Here is a 17020-nt window from a genome sequence, read left to right as displayed (position 1 = left end):
GTAAGTTATAGAACAATTTTGAGGATTTTCATTGTGTCACAATACACGCGTTGGTTGATTGCCGTTGCGCGGTTTCGGAGCGCGTAAGCCGTCCGGTAGGAGCTGAAACAGGGCGTGCGTGCAAGGCGTGGGCCGGAGTTGGAGTGCCAAATTGATATGTTTATTATATGGGACACATACTTCGGAAAACCGCTGCACTGTTCTCATTCTGCTATGAGTTTCACCGATTTGGGGCAGAACGGTGCAACGCGTCGGCGCCTTTAACCGGAGATTGTCACAATTGGACCGCATTTACTTAATAGTTTTTTAACGATTGACGCGATGCCGACCCGTTCAGCAATATCGGTGTCACAAAACTGTCATATATCGAGGGCCGGACCGATTCCGAAAGACAACGACATAATTGCGAAGAGCGCGCCCCTGCGCGAGATGATCGTGAGCGATATGCTGACGCTGGATGTCGATGTCCCGCGTGGTAAGGCCAAGCTCAGCGGGTCGTTCATCGTCTCGGACGCGTTCCCGTTGAACGCCGGTGAGGACGCTCCCGTTCTGGTCTTGCGGGGCGAGGAGGGCACGCTTCCCGTGGTCTTCAACGACAAGCGCACCCCCAAGCTCGCGCGCCGTTTTACCGATGGCGGTAATGCCGATCGCGCGCGGATCGTGTCGCAATTCATCGATCTGCACCGCTTCCCGCTACATCTGTTCCTCGAAACGCCCGACGGGCGGCGCAGCGACTATATCCGTAGCTTCGATCTGCCGGAACTGCGCGATGCGCGGATGGTGGCGCTGATGGAGATCTACGCGCGTAGCGAACCCGAAGCCCGCAGCAATACCCTGTTCAAGACGCTCTACAAGCGGATCGATGGCCGTCCGACGATATTGCGCAACCGGATTGCCCGCCGCTGGCTCTACGGGCTGTTCGACAGACGTCCGGCGCGTGGCCGGATGCATATGACCCATATCCGCAAGGCGTTCGAGACACAGGGGCGACCGCTGGCCTTTGATGCGCTCACCGAGCATATGACGAGCCATGGCGTGGCCATCGCACCGCATGGCGGGATGACCTTCGACGGGCTGGAAAGCGCGACCGTCTGGGAGGCGTTCGACGTGATGGCCGAGCGGCTGGCCGAACTGGGACTGACGGTTTTCCTCAATTCCGGCACGCTTCTGGGCGTGGTTCGCGATGGCGATTTCCTGCCCCATGACGATGATATCGATGTGGCCGTGCTTCTTGATGCGCGTAACGAGGAGGAGGCGGCCGAAGCCTTCTCGCAGCTTCGCACGCTTCTGGAGGAGGAAGAGCTGATCGATCCCGAGGCCAATGTCTCGGCCGGTATCCACAAGCTCAAGCGCGTGGGGCCGGTGCAGGTGGATCTGTTCCCCGCATGGATTAGCGAGGAGGGCAGGCTGTTTGTCTATCCCTATAGCTATGGCGATGTCCCGCGCGAGGCCTTGATGGATCTGGTGCCGTGGCAGGGTAATCCGCGCCGCCTGATCCCCAAAGACCCCGATACCGTCCTGAGCGCCAATTACGGCGAGGGATGGCGGGTGCCCGATCCGTTTTTCGTATTTCCCTGGACCAAGGCGAAGAAGAGGTTCTCGGCTTTTCTTAGCCTGCTTGAGAAGGAACTGAAATGACCCGAAAAGTGATTATTTCGGCACATTCGATCTGTTCCATCATGGCCATGTGCGGCTGTTGCAGCGGCTTGCCGATCTGGGCGACCATCTGACGGTGGCGGTCTCGACCGACGAGTTCAACGCGATCAAGGGCAAGCGCTCTTCCATCCCCTATGCACATCGCGCCGAGATCGTGGCGGCCTGCCGCTATGTCGACGAGGTCATTCCCGAAGAGCATTGGGAGCAGAAGCGCCGCGATATCGAACGTCTGGAGATCGATATCTTCGCGATGGGCGATGACTGGGCCGGCCATTTCGATGACCTGTCCGATCTGTGCGAGGTGATCTATCTCGAGCGCACGAAAGATGTCTCGAGCACCGAGATCAAACTTTTCGTCCGCAGCGCCTGAACGCAATCTCCCGCCTCAATGGGCGGGCGGCTTGCCCTGCGCCTTTGGCGGTTTCATCGCGAGCGCCATCAGGGCGAGACTGGCAAAGAGGAAGGTCAGCACCACGAATGTGTCGATGAAGGCCATCACATGGGCCTGTCCCTGCACCCGTGCGGCCAGTTGCGACAGTGCCGCCGTGGTGCCGTCGAGCCCTGACTGGCTGTAGATATTGGCCAGAAGATCGCGCTGGCGAAGCGCTTCCGGATTGGCCCAATTCACCGCCTCGGCGAGCCGCGCGTCATGCAGCGCCTGGCGGTCGGTCAGCATCTGGTTGATGACCGCAAGCCCCACCGCACCGCCAAGGTTCCGCATCAGGTTATACAGCCCCGAGGCGCCCTTGATCTTGGCAGGCGGCAATGTGCCGAGCGCCAGATTGTTGATCGGGACCATACAGATCATCAGCGACATTCCGCGCAGCACCTGCGGCCAGAACAGTTCCCAGAAATCCCACTGGTCGGTCATATAGGTCAGCATATAGGTCGAGAGGCCGAAGCCCAAGAACCCCGCGACCATCATCACCCGCAGATCGACTTTCGAGGCCAGCATGCCGGTCAGAGGGGCGGCGATGAACATCGCGATCCCCGAAACGAAGACCGTCTCGCCGGTCATCAGGCTGTCATAGCCACGCACGGAGGACAGGTAGAGCGGGTAGAGATAGGTCATCCCGTAAAGGCCGATGCCCATCACGAAAGAAAAGAGCGAGCCGAGCGAGAAGTTGGTGTCGGTGAAAGCACTGAAATCGACGACCGGATTCTCGCGGGTGAAGGCCCGCCAGAAGGTGGTCACGCAACCGATTGAGGCAATGATAAACAGGATGGCCACGGCCTCGTCCTGAAACCAGTCATTGCCTGGACCTTCCTCCAGCACATATTCCATCCCGCCAAGGAAACAGGCCAGCGCCAGAAGGCCCCACCAGTCGAAGGTCTGGAACAGCTTCCAGTCCGGCTTGTCGAAATCGATCAGGCTGAGCGCGCCAACGGTCACCAGAATGCCGGCGGGCACATTGACCAGGAACAGCCAGTGCCACGACAGCGCATGGGACAGGTAACCGCCCACCGTGGGGCCGACGGTCGGGGCAAGTGTGGCGATCAGGCCGATGATCGGCGAGACGATATTGCGTTTGGAGGGCGGGAAGATGGTGAAGGCCGCGGCAAAGACCGAAGGGATCATGCCACCGCCCAAGAACCCCTGAAGCGCCCGCCAAAGGATCATCTCGTTGATCGATCCGGCGGTGGCGCACATGAAGGAGGCCGCCGTGAAACCCGCAGCCGAGGCCGCAAAGAGGAGCCGCGTGGACATCATCCGTCCCAGAAGACCCGAGAGCGGGATCATGATCACCTCGGCGATCAGATAGGCGGTCTGCACCCATGAGATCTCGTCGCGCGAGGCGCCAAGCCCCGCCTGGATTTCGGAGAGCGAAGCGGAGACGATCTGGATGTCGAGAATGGCCATGAACATGCCGAAGACCATGACCATGAAGGCCATGATCCGGCGTGGCGTCAGCTCCGGCGTGTCGGTCATTTCGAGGAGGCCGTCTGGGTCTGGCCCTCTGCGGGCGAGGTGCGGCGGTCGATCTCGATCTCTGCCGAAAGACCCGCGCGCAGCGGCACCTGATCCTCGGGCAGGGCGATGCGCACCGGCACACGCTGCACGATCTTGGTGAAGTTGCCGGTCGCGTTATCGGCCGGGATCAGCGAGAAGATCGCCCCCGTGGCCGGTGCGATGGAGGTCACGGTCCCTTCGATCGGATGGTCCTTGTCGGCATCTAGCACCACGGTCGCCTTGGCACCGGGGGTGATACCGGCCAGCTGGGTCTCCTTGAGATTGGCCTCCACATAGAGACCATGATCGGGCACGACGGCGGCAAGGGTGGCGCCGATGCTGACCAGCTCGCCCTCTTCAATTGCGATATTGGCCACGACACCATCATAGGGCGCGCGGATCACGGTGTGCTCGAGGTCGCGCTGCGCCTGATCGACGGCCAGCTGCAGCTGCTTGCGGCTCGATTCACTCTCCGCACGCTCGGCGCGCAGAACCTCGACATCGGCCTCGGCCCCCGCGATGGCAGCAATGGCGGCGGTCCTGTTGGCCTGAGCCGTGGCAAGTGTCTCGTTTGCGGTGTCGAGATCGGCCTGCGAGGTCACGCGGCGCGCGGCCAGATCCTTGGCACGTTTGGCATTGGTCTGGGCATTGGTCAGCGCCGCCTCTGACGCTCCGAGCTGCGCCTTGGCCTGTTCCACCGAGGTTTCTGCCGCCGCGATCTGCGCGTCGATCCGTGCCAATGTCCGCTCGAGGGTTGGCAGTTTGGATTGCGCAAGCTCCAGCGCGATCTTGTAGTCACCATCATCGATACGCAGCAGAACGTCGCCCTTGGCGACATGCTGGTTGGACTTCACCTCGATCTCGGAAACATAGCCCTGCAGCTTGGAGGACATCAGCGAGACGTCGGCCTGCACATAGGCATCATCGGTTTTCACCATGAAGCGGCCGTGGGTCCACCAGCTGACGCCGAACCAGCCAACGGCCACGATCGCGACAACGGCCACGCCTGCAAGGATCTTTTTCTTGCGGCCTGCCGGTTTGGAGGCGGGGGCGGGATTTTCGACGGAAGTATCGGGAGCGGAGGACATTATGGGCGCTTTCGGAACGGATGATCGGGGCGGAACGGCAGGCATGACAGGCGGGCGGAATCAATCGAACCGCTCGGTTCGATGTGGATAAGGCAAGTCCGCTTACCAATCAAGGGCTTTATCGAACCGTCTGGTTCGATTATATTCCCTCGAAATCCTCGGGGGCAGTAATGCACGAAAAAGATTCTTGTTGTGACGGCCAGATCCGGCGTCACGCTGCGGGGCAGGACCCCGAGAAGCGCGACCAGATCCTGGAAGGCGCATGGAAAATGTTTCTCGAGCGCGGTTATGACGCGACCACCATGAGCAGTATCTGCAAGGCTGCGGGCGTGTCCAAAGGCACGCTCTATGTCTATTTCGCCGATAAGCAGGATCTGTTCGTCGGGCTGATCGAACAGCGCAAGCGGATCTTTTTGGCGGGTGTCGACGAGGTTCTGGCGGGGCCGGGCAGTGCCGAGGAGAAGCTTCTGCACTCCGCGCGGCTGTTGGGGCACAAACTGTGTTCGGAAGATGTCGTGCGCGGCCAGCGTATCGTGATCGGGGTGGCCGAGCGCATGCCGGAACTGGGCCAGCGTTTCTACGAGACCGGCGCACGGAATTTTCTGGGCGTGCTGTCGGACTGGATGTGTCAGGAAAGCGCCGCGGGGCGCTTTGCCATTGATGATCCGTTGATGACTGCCCACCGGTTTTCCGAACTGGTGACGGCAGGGCTATGGCGGCAATGCCTGTTCGGGTTCCGCGCGGCCCCGCCCGCTGACGACGAGATCGAGGCCAATTGCCGCGAGGCAGTGCGCATTTTCATGGCGGCCTATGGGCGCCCCTGAGGCATAGTGTTCCGGTCTCAGAGCCCGTGGAAAATCAACATCGCATCGGTCACCGGCGCCCCGACAGAGGAGGTAGGATCGACCATAGGGAAAATCTCGATCCGCAGGAAATTGCGCCCATGCTCGCCCTCGGCCCGTTGGGACTGCCCAGTCCGGATCGCTTCCTGCGTCAGCTCTGCCAGATCCACGAAAGAGAGTTTGGGCGAGACCACCGCCAGCGCGCGGTTCACATCATGCGCCTCCAGCAGGAACTGCGCTCCGATCAGGTCGCTGAAGCGGCGGATGCGCAGGTCGGTATCTACGAAGATCACCCCGAGCCCGAGATTGCGCAGCACGGTTTCGGTCTGCTGGTTCAGCTCGGACAGCTTGTCGATCTGGATCTCGTGCTCGGTGCTTAGCGTCACCAGTTCCTCGTTGACGGCATGCAGTTCCTCGTTCGAGCTCTGCAATTCCTCGTTGGAGGCCTGAAGCTCCTCATTGGAGGCCTGCAATTCCTCGTTGGAGGCCTGAAGTTCCTCGCCGCTCGCCTCCAGCCGTTCGGTCACATGCTGCAGCGTTTCCTCTGTCAGACGCAGATCGCGCTCGAGTTCCTGAATGCGGCGTGTCAGCAAAAGCGTATCCTCGTTCTGCTGGACGTTGGCCCGCGTCGCTTCGCTCGGTGCAGGCTCGAGGATCTCGTCCTGCGGATCATCGCGGAAGCTGATATTCGCCAGCATCAACCGCGCACGGCCCAGCTGATCGAGCGGTTCGAGCCGGAGCGTTACCATCCTCTGGCGGCCATTGCCCATATCCACCGACACATCCCGGCTCGAGGTGTCCACCACACCCTGTCGCAGCCGTTCTATTCCCACCTTGATTGTGAATTGCAGGTCGCGATGCACGATCTGGTCTACCGTCCATTCGGCAAGATTGTTCATAGTGTCGATAAAGGCGCTCGCCGCGCCGAACCAGCTGAGCACCTGCCCGTCGGAGGTCAGCAGAATGGAGGAGGGCGCATAGCGTTTGAGAAGCGCGTCATACCCCGCGACAAGCATCTCGCGATGCGTCATGTCTAGAAAGCTTCCATTGGTATAGGCGACATTGCGCGGAGCGTGACGCGAGGCGGAGAGTTTGCTGGAATGGGCCATGGGCAAGTCGTTGCGCTCGCTCTGGCGACTGGCGCTGCCGAGCTGGTTCGACAGCATAGTGCGGTCGAGAACACGGCGGCTCGAAGCTTTCTGGAACAGGCGCCAGCGGGTATGGACCTGTTTGAACTCGCTGCCAAAGCGACCGACGGATTCGGATGGCCCCAGCAGCAGGTAGCCGTTTTTCTGCAACCCGAAAAGGAACATCGAGATCACCCGCGCCTGCGGCTCCTCGTTCAGATAGATCAGCATATTGCGGCACGAGATCAGGTCGAGATTCATGAAAGGTGGATCGCTGAGCGCATCATGCACCGAGAAGATGATGGATTGCCGCAGCTTGGGTTCGACGATGAACTGGTCACGATGGTGGATGAAATATTTGGCGCGTAGCGCTGGCGGGACTTTGGCCACGCTTTCGGCCGAATAGATCCCCGCCGAGGCGATGTCGATGGAACGGCGGTGGACATCGGTGGCGATCACACGGAACTTGCGCTCGAGTTTGGCCTGTTCCAGCGCCTCGGACAGTTCGATGGCGATCGTATAGGCCTCTTCGCCGCTGGCGCAGCCGGGGATCCAGATCCGGAGGGGGGCATCGTCATCCGACCGCTCGACGAGCTTGTCGAGCGCCTCCCTACGGAGCACATAAATGGCTTCCTGATCGCGGTAGAACTCGGTTACGCCGATCAGAAGGTCTTGATAGAGTTCCTCGAGCGCGCTGTCATCAGACGTTAGGAGCGCGTGGTATTCCTCGACCGTGGATATTCCGCGCAGATGCTGACGGCGGTCGATGCGGCGTTGCACATTGACCGGTTTATAGGCCGAGAAATCGATATGGTATTTGCGTTCCAGCGCCTTCAGGATCGCTTGTGATGCGGTGCCTTTGATCTCCAGTATCGCGTTACGGCCCGATTTTCCCAGCGAGAAGATCATATTGATCGCTTCGGGCATTTCCTCGACCGACAGGACACGGTCGGCCGCCCCGGCGGCCAGCACCGAGCGCGGCATGGAGGAGAAGGCCGCCTGCGAGGGCACCTGTGCCAGTACGGTGGCCTCGGCCGCATGCAATGCCTGTGCGCCGCGCGTCCCGTCGCTTCCCGAACCCGACAGCACGATCGCGACGGTCTTTTCCGTATCCCGCGTCGCCAGCGATTTGAATAGTGAGTCGATCGGCATGGGCGGTGTCAGGCCACGCGCGCCATAGGCGGTGACGATGAACCGGTCCTCGCTCAGTTCGACCGTCTGGTTGGGGCTGTTGAGATAGATCGTGTCCGGCTCGATCCTCATGCCGTCTTCGATGTGGATGATTCGCAGATTTGTGCTGCGGCTCAGGATCTCGTCCATCATGGAGCGGTAATCGGGCGAGAGATGCTGGATGACGACAAAGGCCCAGCCGGAATATTCGGCGCAATTCGCGAAGAACGTCTCGAGCGGCTCGAGCCCGCCTGCGGAGGCCCCCAGTGCCACAAGAGGCAATGCACCGGTTTCCGCAAATTGAGCATCCTGCGCATCGTGCATGGGTGAAGTCCTTGTCGCTCTTGAGTTAATTGAAAACCTATCACATACTCTGCAAGCTGCAACTTTAAGGACACCCGTTTGGCTAGAATTCTGATCGCCGATGACGACCAAGACTACCTGATTGCCTTCTCGCAAGGCATGGATGCGTATGGTCACGTCACAGTAGGCGTTACACAATCGGATCGGCTCATTCCCAATATCGAGCTTGGTGGCATGGATATCGTATTTTTGGATGTCGTGATGCCCGGTGGTGGGGCCATCGTGGCGCTCCATAAGATCCGCGAGATCGCGCCCGATCTTCCGATCGTCGTTCTGTCGGGGATGTCGGAGGTGGTCGATTCGCCCATTTTCAGACTGGGCATGCGCGAGGCGAATATGCGGGTGCCGAAATCCACCTCTCTGGCCGAGTTGGCGCGGCTGGTGGATCAGCTCGTGGTGTCTACCAGTACCTGATCCGTTTCTCCCCCTGCAGGGACGGGCGTCTTAACGAGCTGAACTTCAAGCGGGATGGGGGAAGGATTTTAAATGAAACGAATGTTTCAGGCGCAAGACCGCAATGTGGCGGACGCGCAGATATTGCCGAGTGTGTCTGTTGCCTGGGCGCTTCTGGCCGCATGTCTCGCGCTGGCCATGCTGGTGCTTGTTGGCGGGTATGTCTTCGAGAGCGCGGCTCTGCGGCAGCTGGCCCCCACATGGCCTGCGATGGTTCCGCAAACGGCATGGGGGCTCGTGACGCTGACGCTGGCGCAAGCGTTCTGGTTGCGCGGCGAGGGCCAATGGAACCGGCGTCTGCGGCTTTTATTCCTGTTTGGTGCGCTCGGAATGGCGGTGATCGGGATTCAGGACCAGATGTATCCGCTGCCTGATCCCGATACCACGCCGCTCAGTATCAATCCGCTGCGGCTCGCGCCGACCGGCCGGATGGCGCCTGCCACCATTTCGGGCGTCTTCCTGATGGTGGTCATTCTGGGGCTGCAAGGGGTGCGGGGCCGCTGGGCGCGCTATCTGCACGCGGCATTGGCCAGTGCCGGTATCCTGCTCTGTCTCGTGGCGATGGTGGCCTATCTGTTCGATGCGCCCGCATTGGCCAAGGTGACCTACCTGTCGGATATGGCCTTCCATACCGCGACGGGGTTTCTCCTCCTTTATATGGCGGCGCTCTGTGCCAGCCCCGAGGGCAGCTGGTTGCCCGATCTTCTCGCCGATAGCATGGGCGGGCAGATGGCGCGGCTTGTTCTTCCGCTCGCGGTGATCGGGCCGATCCTCCTATGTTATCTGGCGCTCAGTACGACGGAACACGGGCTGATTTCTCCCAATCTGCGCTTGAGTGCACTGGCGATCTGTCTGTTGTTTCTGGCGGCGGTCACAGCCTTGCGGGGGGCGCGTTACCAAAATATCGCCGCACGCCGCTCGGTGCTGGAGGAAAAACGCCTGCGTGATGTTCTGGATGGTCTCGACAAGGCGGTCTTCGTGATCGACCTGCAGGGCAGATTGCGGATGATGAACCTTGCTGCCGAAGCGATGGCTGGCGAGAGCCCCGAGGCCTTCCTGCACGAGGGACGGTTCCATTCCATCGATAACCGCCAGCCCCTTCTGGGCGCATCGCACCCGTTCCGGCGCTTGCTGAATAGCCCGACGACGCGGGAACTCCATTGTGGGTGGATCGACGCTGAAGGGCGCGAACATGCGCTGAAGATTACGGCGACGCTCACGCGCAAAGGGCAGGGCTTTGCCGAGGCGCTGCGCATTCTGGCGATCGAGGACCAGACCGAAAGCTGGATCTTCCGCGAAAATATCTCGCGCACCGAGCGGCTCGATGCCATCGGCCAGATGGCGGGCGGGGTGGCGCATGAAATGGCCAATATCCTCGGCGCTGCGCGGCTTTCGGTCGATACGATCCTGCTGGAGACGGAGGGGCTGAGCGAGACGCAGCGCGCCAAGGTCCTCGCCGTCCGTTCGGTCTGCGAACGTGGCACCGATCTGACGGAGCGGCTCCTCAATCTCACCCGCGACCGTGCCAGCGAAAAAGAGGCGATCGAGTTGACGGCCAAGCTCGTCACCATCGTCGATCTGGCGCGGCAGGCCATCCCCTCCGCAGTGCTTCTGCGGCTCGATATGTCTCCGACACCGGTCTATATCCGCTGTATTCCGACCGATCTGGAAAGTGCGATCCTCAATCTGGTGCTCAATGCCAGTCATGCGATCATGGAAGGCAGCGGCCATGGCGAAATCACCCTGCGCTGTCAGACCATGCCCGGCGGCAAGGTCGCGATTGCGGTGGTCGATAACGGTCCGGGCATGTCACAGGCCCTTCTGCGCCATGTCCGCGAGCCGTTCTACACCACGCGCGAAAGTCTGGGCGGAACGGGACTCGGGCTGCCAATGGTGGAAAATTTCGCCCGTCAGGCGGATGGCAGCTTCGAGCTGAGTTCCATAGAAGGCAAGGGCACGGTCGCTACGCTCAGCTTCGAGACTGTCACCGACGTGCAGACCTCCGCGCCGCAAACCGCGCTGCGGCTGCCCGACCTGTCCGGGCTGTTGTTCATGGTGGTCGAGGATGATCCGCATTTCCACGATATCCTCGCGCAATCCCTGCAGGTGCTCGGGGCGGAAGTGATCTCCGCCCGTTCGGCGGCAGAAGCTCTCGGGAAATGCACGACGGGTCTGGAAAAGGCGCCCGATATCCTGATCAGCGATATCATCCTGCCCGGAGGGGTGGATGGCTACCGGCTGGCCACAAAATGCCGCCACCAGTGGCCCGAGCTGAAGGTGCTCTATATGTCGGGCTATACCGACCAGCTCAGCCGCTCGGGGCGTCTGGTCCAAGGGCTTTTACTGCGCAAGCCGCTGGCGCTCGACGGATTGGTCAATGCGATCGAGCTGACGCTCTCCAACCCGCCGGGAGTTATGCTGGCGCCCGCGACAGAGGCGACCGGATCTCCCGCGTAAGCCGGCTCAGTTGACCGTATGCGGAGCCACGATATATCGGCTGGGCGCGCGGGCCAGATCCGCGCTCGACATCGGACGGGCGAAGAGGAACCCCTGCACCCTCGGGCAGCCCAGGGCACGCAAGGCGTCCAGCTGGCTCGGTGTCTCGACGCCCTCGGCCACGACCTGATAGCCGCAGCGCTGTGCGATCAGCAATATTCCTTCGGCGATAGCTTTGTCGGATGCGGTCTCGGTGATCTTGGCGCAGAAGCTGCGGTCGATCTTGAGGATATCCACCGGCCAGTCCGCCAGATGGCGCAGGCCCGCATAGCCGGTGCCGAAATCGTCGAGTGCCACCGTTGCTCCCCTGGTGCGCATCTCCTGTAACGACCGCAGCATCTGGCCCGAGCGCTCGTCCAGCATCACCTTCTCTGTCACCTCGATCGTGATCATATCCCACTCCAGCCCATGCGTGTTCAACATCAACTGCATGTCGAAGACGAATTCGGGGTTCAGCAGATCGAAGGAGGTGAGGTTGATGGACAGCGTGACCGGAGGGCCGGGCTCCCGCTCCAGCCCGGCTGAGACATAGGCTGTCAGGGCGCGCTGGATCATGGTTCGGGTCAGCGTCTCGGCCAGCCGGTAATCCTTGAAGACAGAGGCGAACGCATCAGGCATCAGGATACCGCGTTCGGGGTCGCGCCAGCGAGCGAGGATCTCGTAGCCCAGCCGGGCGCCGCTCGCGGTGGAGATAATCGGCTGGAAATAGGGTTCCAGAAGATCCTCCGCGATAGCGCGTTCGAACCGCCGCCCGATAGCGCGCGAATTGAACTTGTCATGATGGCTTTCCGAGAAAACGGTATTGACTGCACGTCCGGCATGTTTGGACGCATAAAGCGCGCTATCGGCCAGCTCGAACAGCTCGCCATAGGTCTCGCTCTGCTCCGGAAACAGGCTCGCGCCGATACTCACCCGTCCCAGATCGCCCTTGCCAAGCATTGCCGCCCCGCGCTGGACGGCGGCTCGGCAGCGCGAAAGCAGCATCTCGAGATAGATCTCCGAGGTGTAGCCTGTCTCGACCAGAACGCCGAATTCGTCCCCTCCAAGCCGTCCGATCAGGGCGGGCGGCGGAAAGGCCGAGCTGATGGCCGACGAGATTACGCGCAGATATTTATCGCCGAAACTATGGCCGTAAAGATCGTTGATCGATTTGAAATGGTCGATATCGAGCATGATGAAGGCGGCGCGGCTGCCTTTGGTGCGCAGGATCGTCAAGCGCTCCTGGACCTTACGCTCGAAAGCGGAATGGTTCTCGACCTGTGTGAGCGGATCGACCTCGGCCTGACGCTCGAGCTTTTTCTCGCGCAGTTGGGACGCTGTGTAATTCTCCTCCAGCGCCTGCTTCTCGATATGTATCGTCAGCACTTGTCCCAGCAGATCTGCCGTGGTTTCGAGACAGCTCCTGCGCGCGCTATCGTCGGGGGTCGATTTGGGGAAAACCACATTAAGAAAACCCAACGGGTGGCCCGCGTCCGACAGAAGCCGCAAGCGGTAGTAGCTGTGGTTGCCCGACAGGGAATGGAAGATCTTGCGTGTTCCGTGGGGGGCGTGTTTGTCTTGTATGCTTTCCGCTAGGGCATGCGCTTCCAGATCGCCAGCCCGCTCCGTCGTGGTCTCGTGATGGCCGGTGTCCAGAAGTGTGATCGAAGTGTATTCGGCCCCCGTCAGCCGCTTGGTGTATTCTGCCAGGGTGATCAGAGCGCTGGTGGGATGGGCACGGGGGGGGATGTCGATGCTGTGCCTGCCATCCGCGGCTGGGCCACAGTCCCGCGTGTGGCCGCTCTGGAGATTGCGCAGCTCCAATTCGCGGAGCTTGTGGCGGCCGCGGACAGCAGGCTGGTCCAGCGGCATACTGAACAGGCTGGAAGCTGTATTTTTCGGGCAGGTTTTTTGCGGCATGGATAATGTCCTGTGCATGAAAAACCGTTTGCACTCGTGACATCGATATTTTGAGGCCGAAAACTCTGATGATAAAATAACAGCCGCAAACCGTAACGGACTGTTTTACAACTTTAAGAAGATCATTACTTCGGGGTTATCGTCAACGGTTTTTTAATAAATTTGCCGATTTTCGAGTTGGGAGAGCGGGCGTTGCGCGTATTATTGCAAAAATGATGCAGGGCAGGGGCTTGTGCCTGACTTGCGCATCACGCAATCTGCAGGCCGGTTTCCCTCTGAAAGACGCAACCATGCCTATCAAGAACCGTTTTGCCGAAATTCTCCCCGAGATTACCGCATGGCGGCACGACTTCCACCAGCATCCCGAACTGATGTTCGATGTCGAACGCACTGCCGGGCGGGTGGCCGCGCTGCTACGCGAATTCGGATGCGACGAGGTGATCGAAGGGATCGGGCGCACGGGAGTTGTGGGCGTGATCCACGGTCAGGCGGGGGGCGGTCAGGCGGGAAGCGGGGACCGCGCCATCGGCCTGCGCGCCGATATGGATGCGCTGCCGGTGCGTGAGCAGGCTGATGTGCCCTATGCCTCGAAAGAGGCCGGAAAAATGCATGCCTGCGGCCATGATGGCCATACCGCGATGCTCCTTGGTGCGGCGAAATATCTCTGCGAGACGCGTGCCTTCAAAGGCCGCGCCGTGGTGATCTTCCAGCCTGCCGAGGAAGGCGGTGGCGGCGGTCTGGAGATGTGCCGTGACGGTCTGATGGAGCGTTTCGGCATCGAGGAGGTCTATGCGATCCACAATATGCCCGGCATTCCGGTGGGAGAATTCGCGATCTGTGACGGCCCGATCATGGCGGCCTGCGACCAGTTCGACATCCGCGTGGTGGGCCGTGGCGGTCATGCCGCGACGCCGCATGATGCGGTAGATGCCGTTGTGGTCGCGGCGCAGATCATCATGGCGCTGCAGACCATCGCCTCGCGTAATGTGAACCCGCATGATCAGGTGGTGGTTTCGACCTGCGCGATAAAATCCGACAGCTCGGTCCATAATGTCATCGCGCAGGAGGTCATGCTGCGCGGCACTGTGCGCACCATGCGCCCCGAACTGCGTGATTATGTCGAGGAGCGCGTGAACCAGATCGTCACTGCCACCGCCGAGGCATTCGGCGCGCGTGCAGAGATCGCGTATGATCGCGGCTATCCGGTAACGTCGAACCGCCCCGAATATGCGGCGCTTGCGGTCGAGGGCGCAAAGCGGGTCACCGACAAGGTGAACCCCAACGTGACGCCAATGATGGGGGCCGAGGATTTCAGCTATATGCTGGAGGCGCGCCCCGGGGCCTATATCTGGCTGGGCAATGGCGATAGCGCGATCCTGCATAGTGCGGACTACATCTTCGATGACCGCGCCTTGCCCTATGGGGCAAGCTGGTTTGTCGAGATGGTAGAGGCGCGTCTTCCGGCGTGATGCTCCGCGCAAGAGGCTAGAGAAGTGGCCGGGTCGCCTGACCGGGCAAGACGATCTCCTGCTCGCGGGCGAGCCGCTCGGGATCGGGCAGGGCCAGCCAGCCGCGTGACCATTCGGCCAGTCCCGCGCGTTTCAGTTTGGCCAGCGTCTTGTTGGTATGCACAAGCGACATGCCGAGCGCATTGGCCAGATCCTGCTGTTTCCAGGGCATAGGCACCCAGAGCCCGTCATGCTTGCTGCGCGACGCACCGAGTTCGGCCTGCCGCGTATAGATTTGCAAAAGGGCCCAAGCGATCCGGCTGCTTGCGCCACGCTGACCTATCGTGGCCAAGCTCTCGCCCAGAAAATTCTCCTCGCGCGCGGCGATCCATGTCAGGCTATGGGCGCGCTCAGGCTCGTTGCGCAGCAAATCCCAGTAGCGCGCACGGTCGAAGACGCATAGGCGCATCTCGGTCGTGGCCTCGAAACCGTGGCACATCTCGCCCATGACAGCGGCCTGCAGTCCGATGAAATCCCCCGGAAAGACAAAGTTCAGCACCTGACGGTTGCCGTTAGGCAGCGATTTGTAGCGGATACCCAATCCGCTCAGGACGGTATACATATGCTGGCTGGCCGCACCTTCCGTTATGACGGCACTTCCCGCCGCAACAGAGATCTCGCCTGTTTTGAACTTCTCCATGAAAGCCAGTTCGCGCGCGCTGAAATCCTCGAAACAGGGATTGTTCTGTAAAGGGCAGGCCGCACAGGACGTGCTATGGACGTGACGCGGGCTGGGCTGCAACATGGTCGGGCTTTCTTTGCTATGTCAGAAGACATAAGCGCGAAATGCCCTCACGGTTCCTTCAGCCGCCGGTATGGCTCATATGGCGCGGCATCTGGCCCTCGACCTTCTGGCGCGAATAGTCGAAATCATGGCCCTTGGGCTTGCGCGAGATCGCCTCGCGGATCGCCTGCACCAGATCCGCATCTTGCGCACTTGCCCGCAACGGTGCGCGTAGATCGGCACGGTCCTCTTGACCCAGACACATATACAGCTCGCCCGTGCAGGTGATCCGCACACGGTTGCAACTCTCGCAGAAATTATGGCTCAGCGGCGTGATGAAGCCGATCTTCTGGCCGGTTCCGCCCACCGAGACATAGCGGGCAGGGCCGCCTGTGCGATGGGCCAGATCGACCAGCGTGAAACGTTCGGCCAGACGCGCGCGCAGCTGGCTGAGCGGCCAATATTGGTCCAGCCGTTCCTCCTCGCCCATCTCGCCCATCGGCATCACCTCGATGAAGGTCAAATCGAACCCTTCCTCGCCACACCATCTCACCAGATCGAACAGTTCGTCCTCGTTGAACCCTTTCAGCGCGACAGTATTGATCTTCACCTGCAGGCCGGCAGCCTTGGCCGCCTTCAGACCCTCGAGCACCTGATCGAGCCGTCCCCAACGGGTAATGGCCGCAAACTTCGCAGGGTCGAGCGTATCCAGCGAGACATTGATCCGGCGGATACCGATGGCGGCCAGTTCTGGCGCGAAACGCGCAAGCTGCGAGCCGTTACTGGTCAGGGTCAGCTCTTCAAGCTGTCCGCTGTCCAGATGCCGCGAGACCGAGCGGAAAAAGGTCATGATATCGCGTCTCACCAAGGGCTCACCGCCCGTGATGCGCAGCTTTTTCACCCCCAGCCCGATAAAGGCCGAGCAAAGCCGGTCGAGTTCCTCGAGGCTCAGAAGCTCCTTTTTGGGCAGGAACTGCATGTGTTCGGCCATGCAATAGGTGCAGCGGAAATCGCACCTGTCGGTCACGGAGACACGGAGGTAGGAGATCGGGCGGGCGAAAGGGTCGATGAGAGGTGCGCTATCCATGGCGGAAATCTAGGGTCGACGGCAGGTTTCGGCAAGCGCGCAATAGGAATTACAGAATGCGATTTGCCCCGGCATGGGGGCTGCGCTAGCTTGAAGCGGAGATCGAAGTCGATCACGATTTGCAAGACAGAGAGGACGGGCGAATGAACGTTGCGCAAGGGACCGGTAAAGTGGCACGGAGCGGGATGCGGGGCGGAGTGCGGGGTGGCCTTGTCGTGGCGCTGGCCGCGCTGGGTCTTTCGGCATGTTCGCATCTTGGAGGCCCTTCGGCGGTCCAGCCCGGTCCAGCCCCCTCCACCGGCCTGACCAAGAGCCCGATCCCGCAGGGTGCCGCCCAGACCGCGCAAGCGCTCGACACCGCCACGGCTGACGAGCGTGCGGCAGCCATGGCGCAGTCGAGCGGTGGCACCAAGCTCGGCACAACGGTTGCCAGCCTCGGCGATCCGACACAGGGTGGGTTCTGGCTGAAAACCTCGCTGGTGAAAGCCGAAACCAAAGGGCGGGTCGTCCTGTCCAACGGTAAATCGGCGCAGGTGACGCTCATGCCCGCACCGGCGGGTGAGAGCCAGCTCTCCCTCTCGGCGCTGCGGATGCTGGATGTCTCGCTGACCGACCTGCCGACCCTTACGGTCTATTCCCTCTGATCACGGCTATGC

The 17020-nt window shown here is 61.0% G+C and carries 12 protein-coding genes and 1 pseudogene; 7 read left to right on the top strand and 6 right to left on the bottom strand.

The annotated features are described in order from the left end of the window. Positions 1 to 444 precede the first annotated feature (444 nt). Both VSX56_RS01330 and VSX56_RS01325 read left to right on the top strand, forming a co-directional pair. Positions 445 to 1638 (top strand): LicD family protein, encoded by a 1194-nt coding sequence (locus VSX56_RS01330; RefSeq protein ID WP_350934642.1) that lies wholly within the window; start codon positions 445 to 447, stop codon positions 1636 to 1638. 25 nt (positions 1639 to 1663) lie between these two features. After that, positions 1664 to 2026: pseudogene (locus VSX56_RS01325) on the top strand (adenylyltransferase/cytidyltransferase family protein); the annotation flags it as partial. 15 nt (positions 2027 to 2041) lie between these two features. Here the strand turns inward: VSX56_RS01325 and VSX56_RS01320 are convergent. Both VSX56_RS01320 and VSX56_RS01315 read right to left on the bottom strand, forming a co-directional pair. Then, positions 2042 to 3586, bottom strand: coding sequence for a DHA2 family efflux MFS transporter permease subunit (locus VSX56_RS01320; RefSeq protein ID WP_339112313.1), 1545 nt, complete (start codon positions 3584 to 3586; stop codon positions 2042 to 2044). Beyond that, positions 3583 to 4695: an HlyD family secretion protein gene (locus VSX56_RS01315; RefSeq protein WP_350934286.1), complete on the bottom strand. Its 1113-nt coding sequence runs from the start codon at positions 4693 to 4695 to the stop codon at positions 3583 to 3585. Before VSX56_RS01315 ends, VSX56_RS01320 begins: the two co-directional genes overlap by 4 nt. Positions 4696 to 4865: 170 nt before the next feature. Between VSX56_RS01315 and VSX56_RS01310 the strand changes: the two genes are divergently transcribed. After that, on the top strand, positions 4866 to 5519 hold the full coding sequence (locus tag VSX56_RS01310) for a TetR/AcrR family transcriptional regulator (RefSeq protein WP_350934284.1): 654 nt from the start codon (positions 4866 to 4868) through the stop codon (positions 5517 to 5519). A gap of 17 nt (positions 5520 to 5536) precedes the next feature. Here the strand turns inward: VSX56_RS01310 and VSX56_RS01305 are convergent, their stop codons facing one another. Beyond that, positions 5537 to 8158, bottom strand: a complete 2622-nt coding sequence (locus tag VSX56_RS01305; RefSeq protein WP_350934282.1) for a CheR family methyltransferase — start codon at positions 8156 to 8158, stop codon at positions 5537 to 5539. Between the two features lie 78 nt (positions 8159 to 8236). On the opposite strand from VSX56_RS01305, the gene VSX56_RS01300 reads away from it, so the two are divergent. Continuing rightward, complete coding sequence (locus VSX56_RS01300; protein WP_339112317.1) at positions 8237 to 8611, top strand: response regulator; 375 nt, start codon at positions 8237 to 8239, stop codon at positions 8609 to 8611. Positions 8612 to 8683: 72 nt separating this feature from the next. Then, positions 8684 to 11107 (top strand): ATP-binding response regulator, encoded by a 2424-nt coding sequence (locus VSX56_RS01295; RefSeq protein WP_350934279.1) that lies wholly within the window; start codon positions 8684 to 8686, stop codon positions 11105 to 11107. Between the two features lie 6 nt (positions 11108 to 11113). On the opposite strand, the gene VSX56_RS01290 is transcribed toward VSX56_RS01295, so the two are convergent. Next, entirely contained in the window at positions 11114 to 13045 is a 1932-nt protein-coding gene (locus VSX56_RS01290) for a putative bifunctional diguanylate cyclase/phosphodiesterase (protein WP_350934277.1), read from the bottom strand. 290 nt (positions 13046 to 13335) lie between these two features. Here VSX56_RS01290 and VSX56_RS01285 point away from each other — a divergent pair, with 290 nt between their 5' ends. Continuing rightward, positions 13336 to 14514: an amidohydrolase gene (locus tag VSX56_RS01285; protein ID WP_350934275.1), complete on the top strand. Its 1179-nt coding sequence runs from the start codon at positions 13336 to 13338 to the stop codon at positions 14512 to 14514. Positions 14515 to 14530: 16 nt separating this feature from the next. Here VSX56_RS01285 and VSX56_RS01280 read toward each other — a convergent pair whose 3' ends face one another. Both VSX56_RS01280 and moaA read right to left on the bottom strand, forming a co-directional pair. Beyond that, a complete protein-coding gene (locus VSX56_RS01280; RefSeq protein WP_339112321.1) occupies positions 14531 to 15298 on the bottom strand; it encodes a Crp/Fnr family transcriptional regulator in 768 nt (255 codons plus the stop codon). A gap of 58 nt (positions 15299 to 15356) precedes the next feature. After that, positions 15357 to 16364 carry a GTP 3',8-cyclase MoaA gene (moaA, locus tag VSX56_RS01275; protein WP_350934272.1) on the bottom strand — a complete coding sequence of 336 codons (1008 nt, stop codon included), beginning with the start codon at positions 16362 to 16364 and terminating at the stop codon, positions 15357 to 15359. 143 nt (positions 16365 to 16507) lie between these two features. On the opposite strand from moaA, the gene VSX56_RS01270 reads away from it, so the two are divergent. Further along, positions 16508 to 17008, top strand: a complete 501-nt coding sequence (locus VSX56_RS01270; RefSeq protein WP_350934270.1) for a hypothetical protein — start codon at positions 16508 to 16510, stop codon at positions 17006 to 17008. The last annotated feature ends 12 nt before the right edge of the window (positions 17009 to 17020 follow it).

Source organism: Thioclava kandeliae (assembly GCF_040297545.1).
GTDB lineage: Bacteria > Pseudomonadota > Alphaproteobacteria > Rhodobacterales > Rhodobacteraceae > Thioclava > Thioclava kandeliae.
The sequence above is the reverse complement of the archived record's forward strand: the minus strand, read 5'-3'. Positions and strand labels throughout refer to the sequence as shown.

Excerpts from the sequence above, each read along its gene's own strand:
- VSX56_RS01330 (WP_350934642.1), top strand. The coding sequence starts at position 445 with ATGCTGACGCTGGATGTCGATGTCCCGCGTGGTAAGGCCAAGCTCAGC.
- VSX56_RS01320 (WP_339112313.1), bottom strand. The coding sequence starts at position 3,586 with ATGACCGACACGCCGGAGCTGACGCCACGCCGGATCATGGCCTTCATG.
- VSX56_RS01315 (WP_350934286.1), bottom strand. The coding sequence starts at position 4,695 with ATGTCCTCCGCTCCCGATACTTCCGTCGAAAATCCCGCCCCCGCCTCC.
- VSX56_RS01310 (WP_350934284.1), top strand. The coding sequence starts at position 4,866 with ATGCACGAAAAAGATTCTTGTTGTGACGGCCAGATCCGGCGTCACGCT.
- VSX56_RS01305 (WP_350934282.1), bottom strand. The coding sequence starts at position 8,158 with ATGCACGATGCGCAGGATGCTCAATTTGCGGAAACCGGTGCATTGCCT.
- VSX56_RS01295 (WP_350934279.1), top strand. The coding sequence starts at position 8,684 with ATGAAACGAATGTTTCAGGCGCAAGACCGCAATGTGGCGGACGCGCAG.
- VSX56_RS01290 (WP_350934277.1), bottom strand. The coding sequence starts at position 13,045 with ATGCCGCAAAAAACCTGCCCGAAAAATACAGCTTCCAGCCTGTTCAGT.
- VSX56_RS01285 (WP_350934275.1), top strand. The coding sequence starts at position 13,336 with ATGCCTATCAAGAACCGTTTTGCCGAAATTCTCCCCGAGATTACCGCA.
- VSX56_RS01280 (WP_339112321.1), bottom strand. The coding sequence starts at position 15,298 with ATGTTGCAGCCCAGCCCGCGTCACGTCCATAGCACGTCCTGTGCGGCC.
- moaA (WP_350934272.1), bottom strand. The coding sequence starts at position 16,364 with ATGGATAGCGCACCTCTCATCGACCCTTTCGCCCGCCCGATCTCCTAC.
- VSX56_RS01270 (WP_350934270.1), top strand. The coding sequence starts at position 16,508 with ATGAACGTTGCGCAAGGGACCGGTAAAGTGGCACGGAGCGGGATGCGG.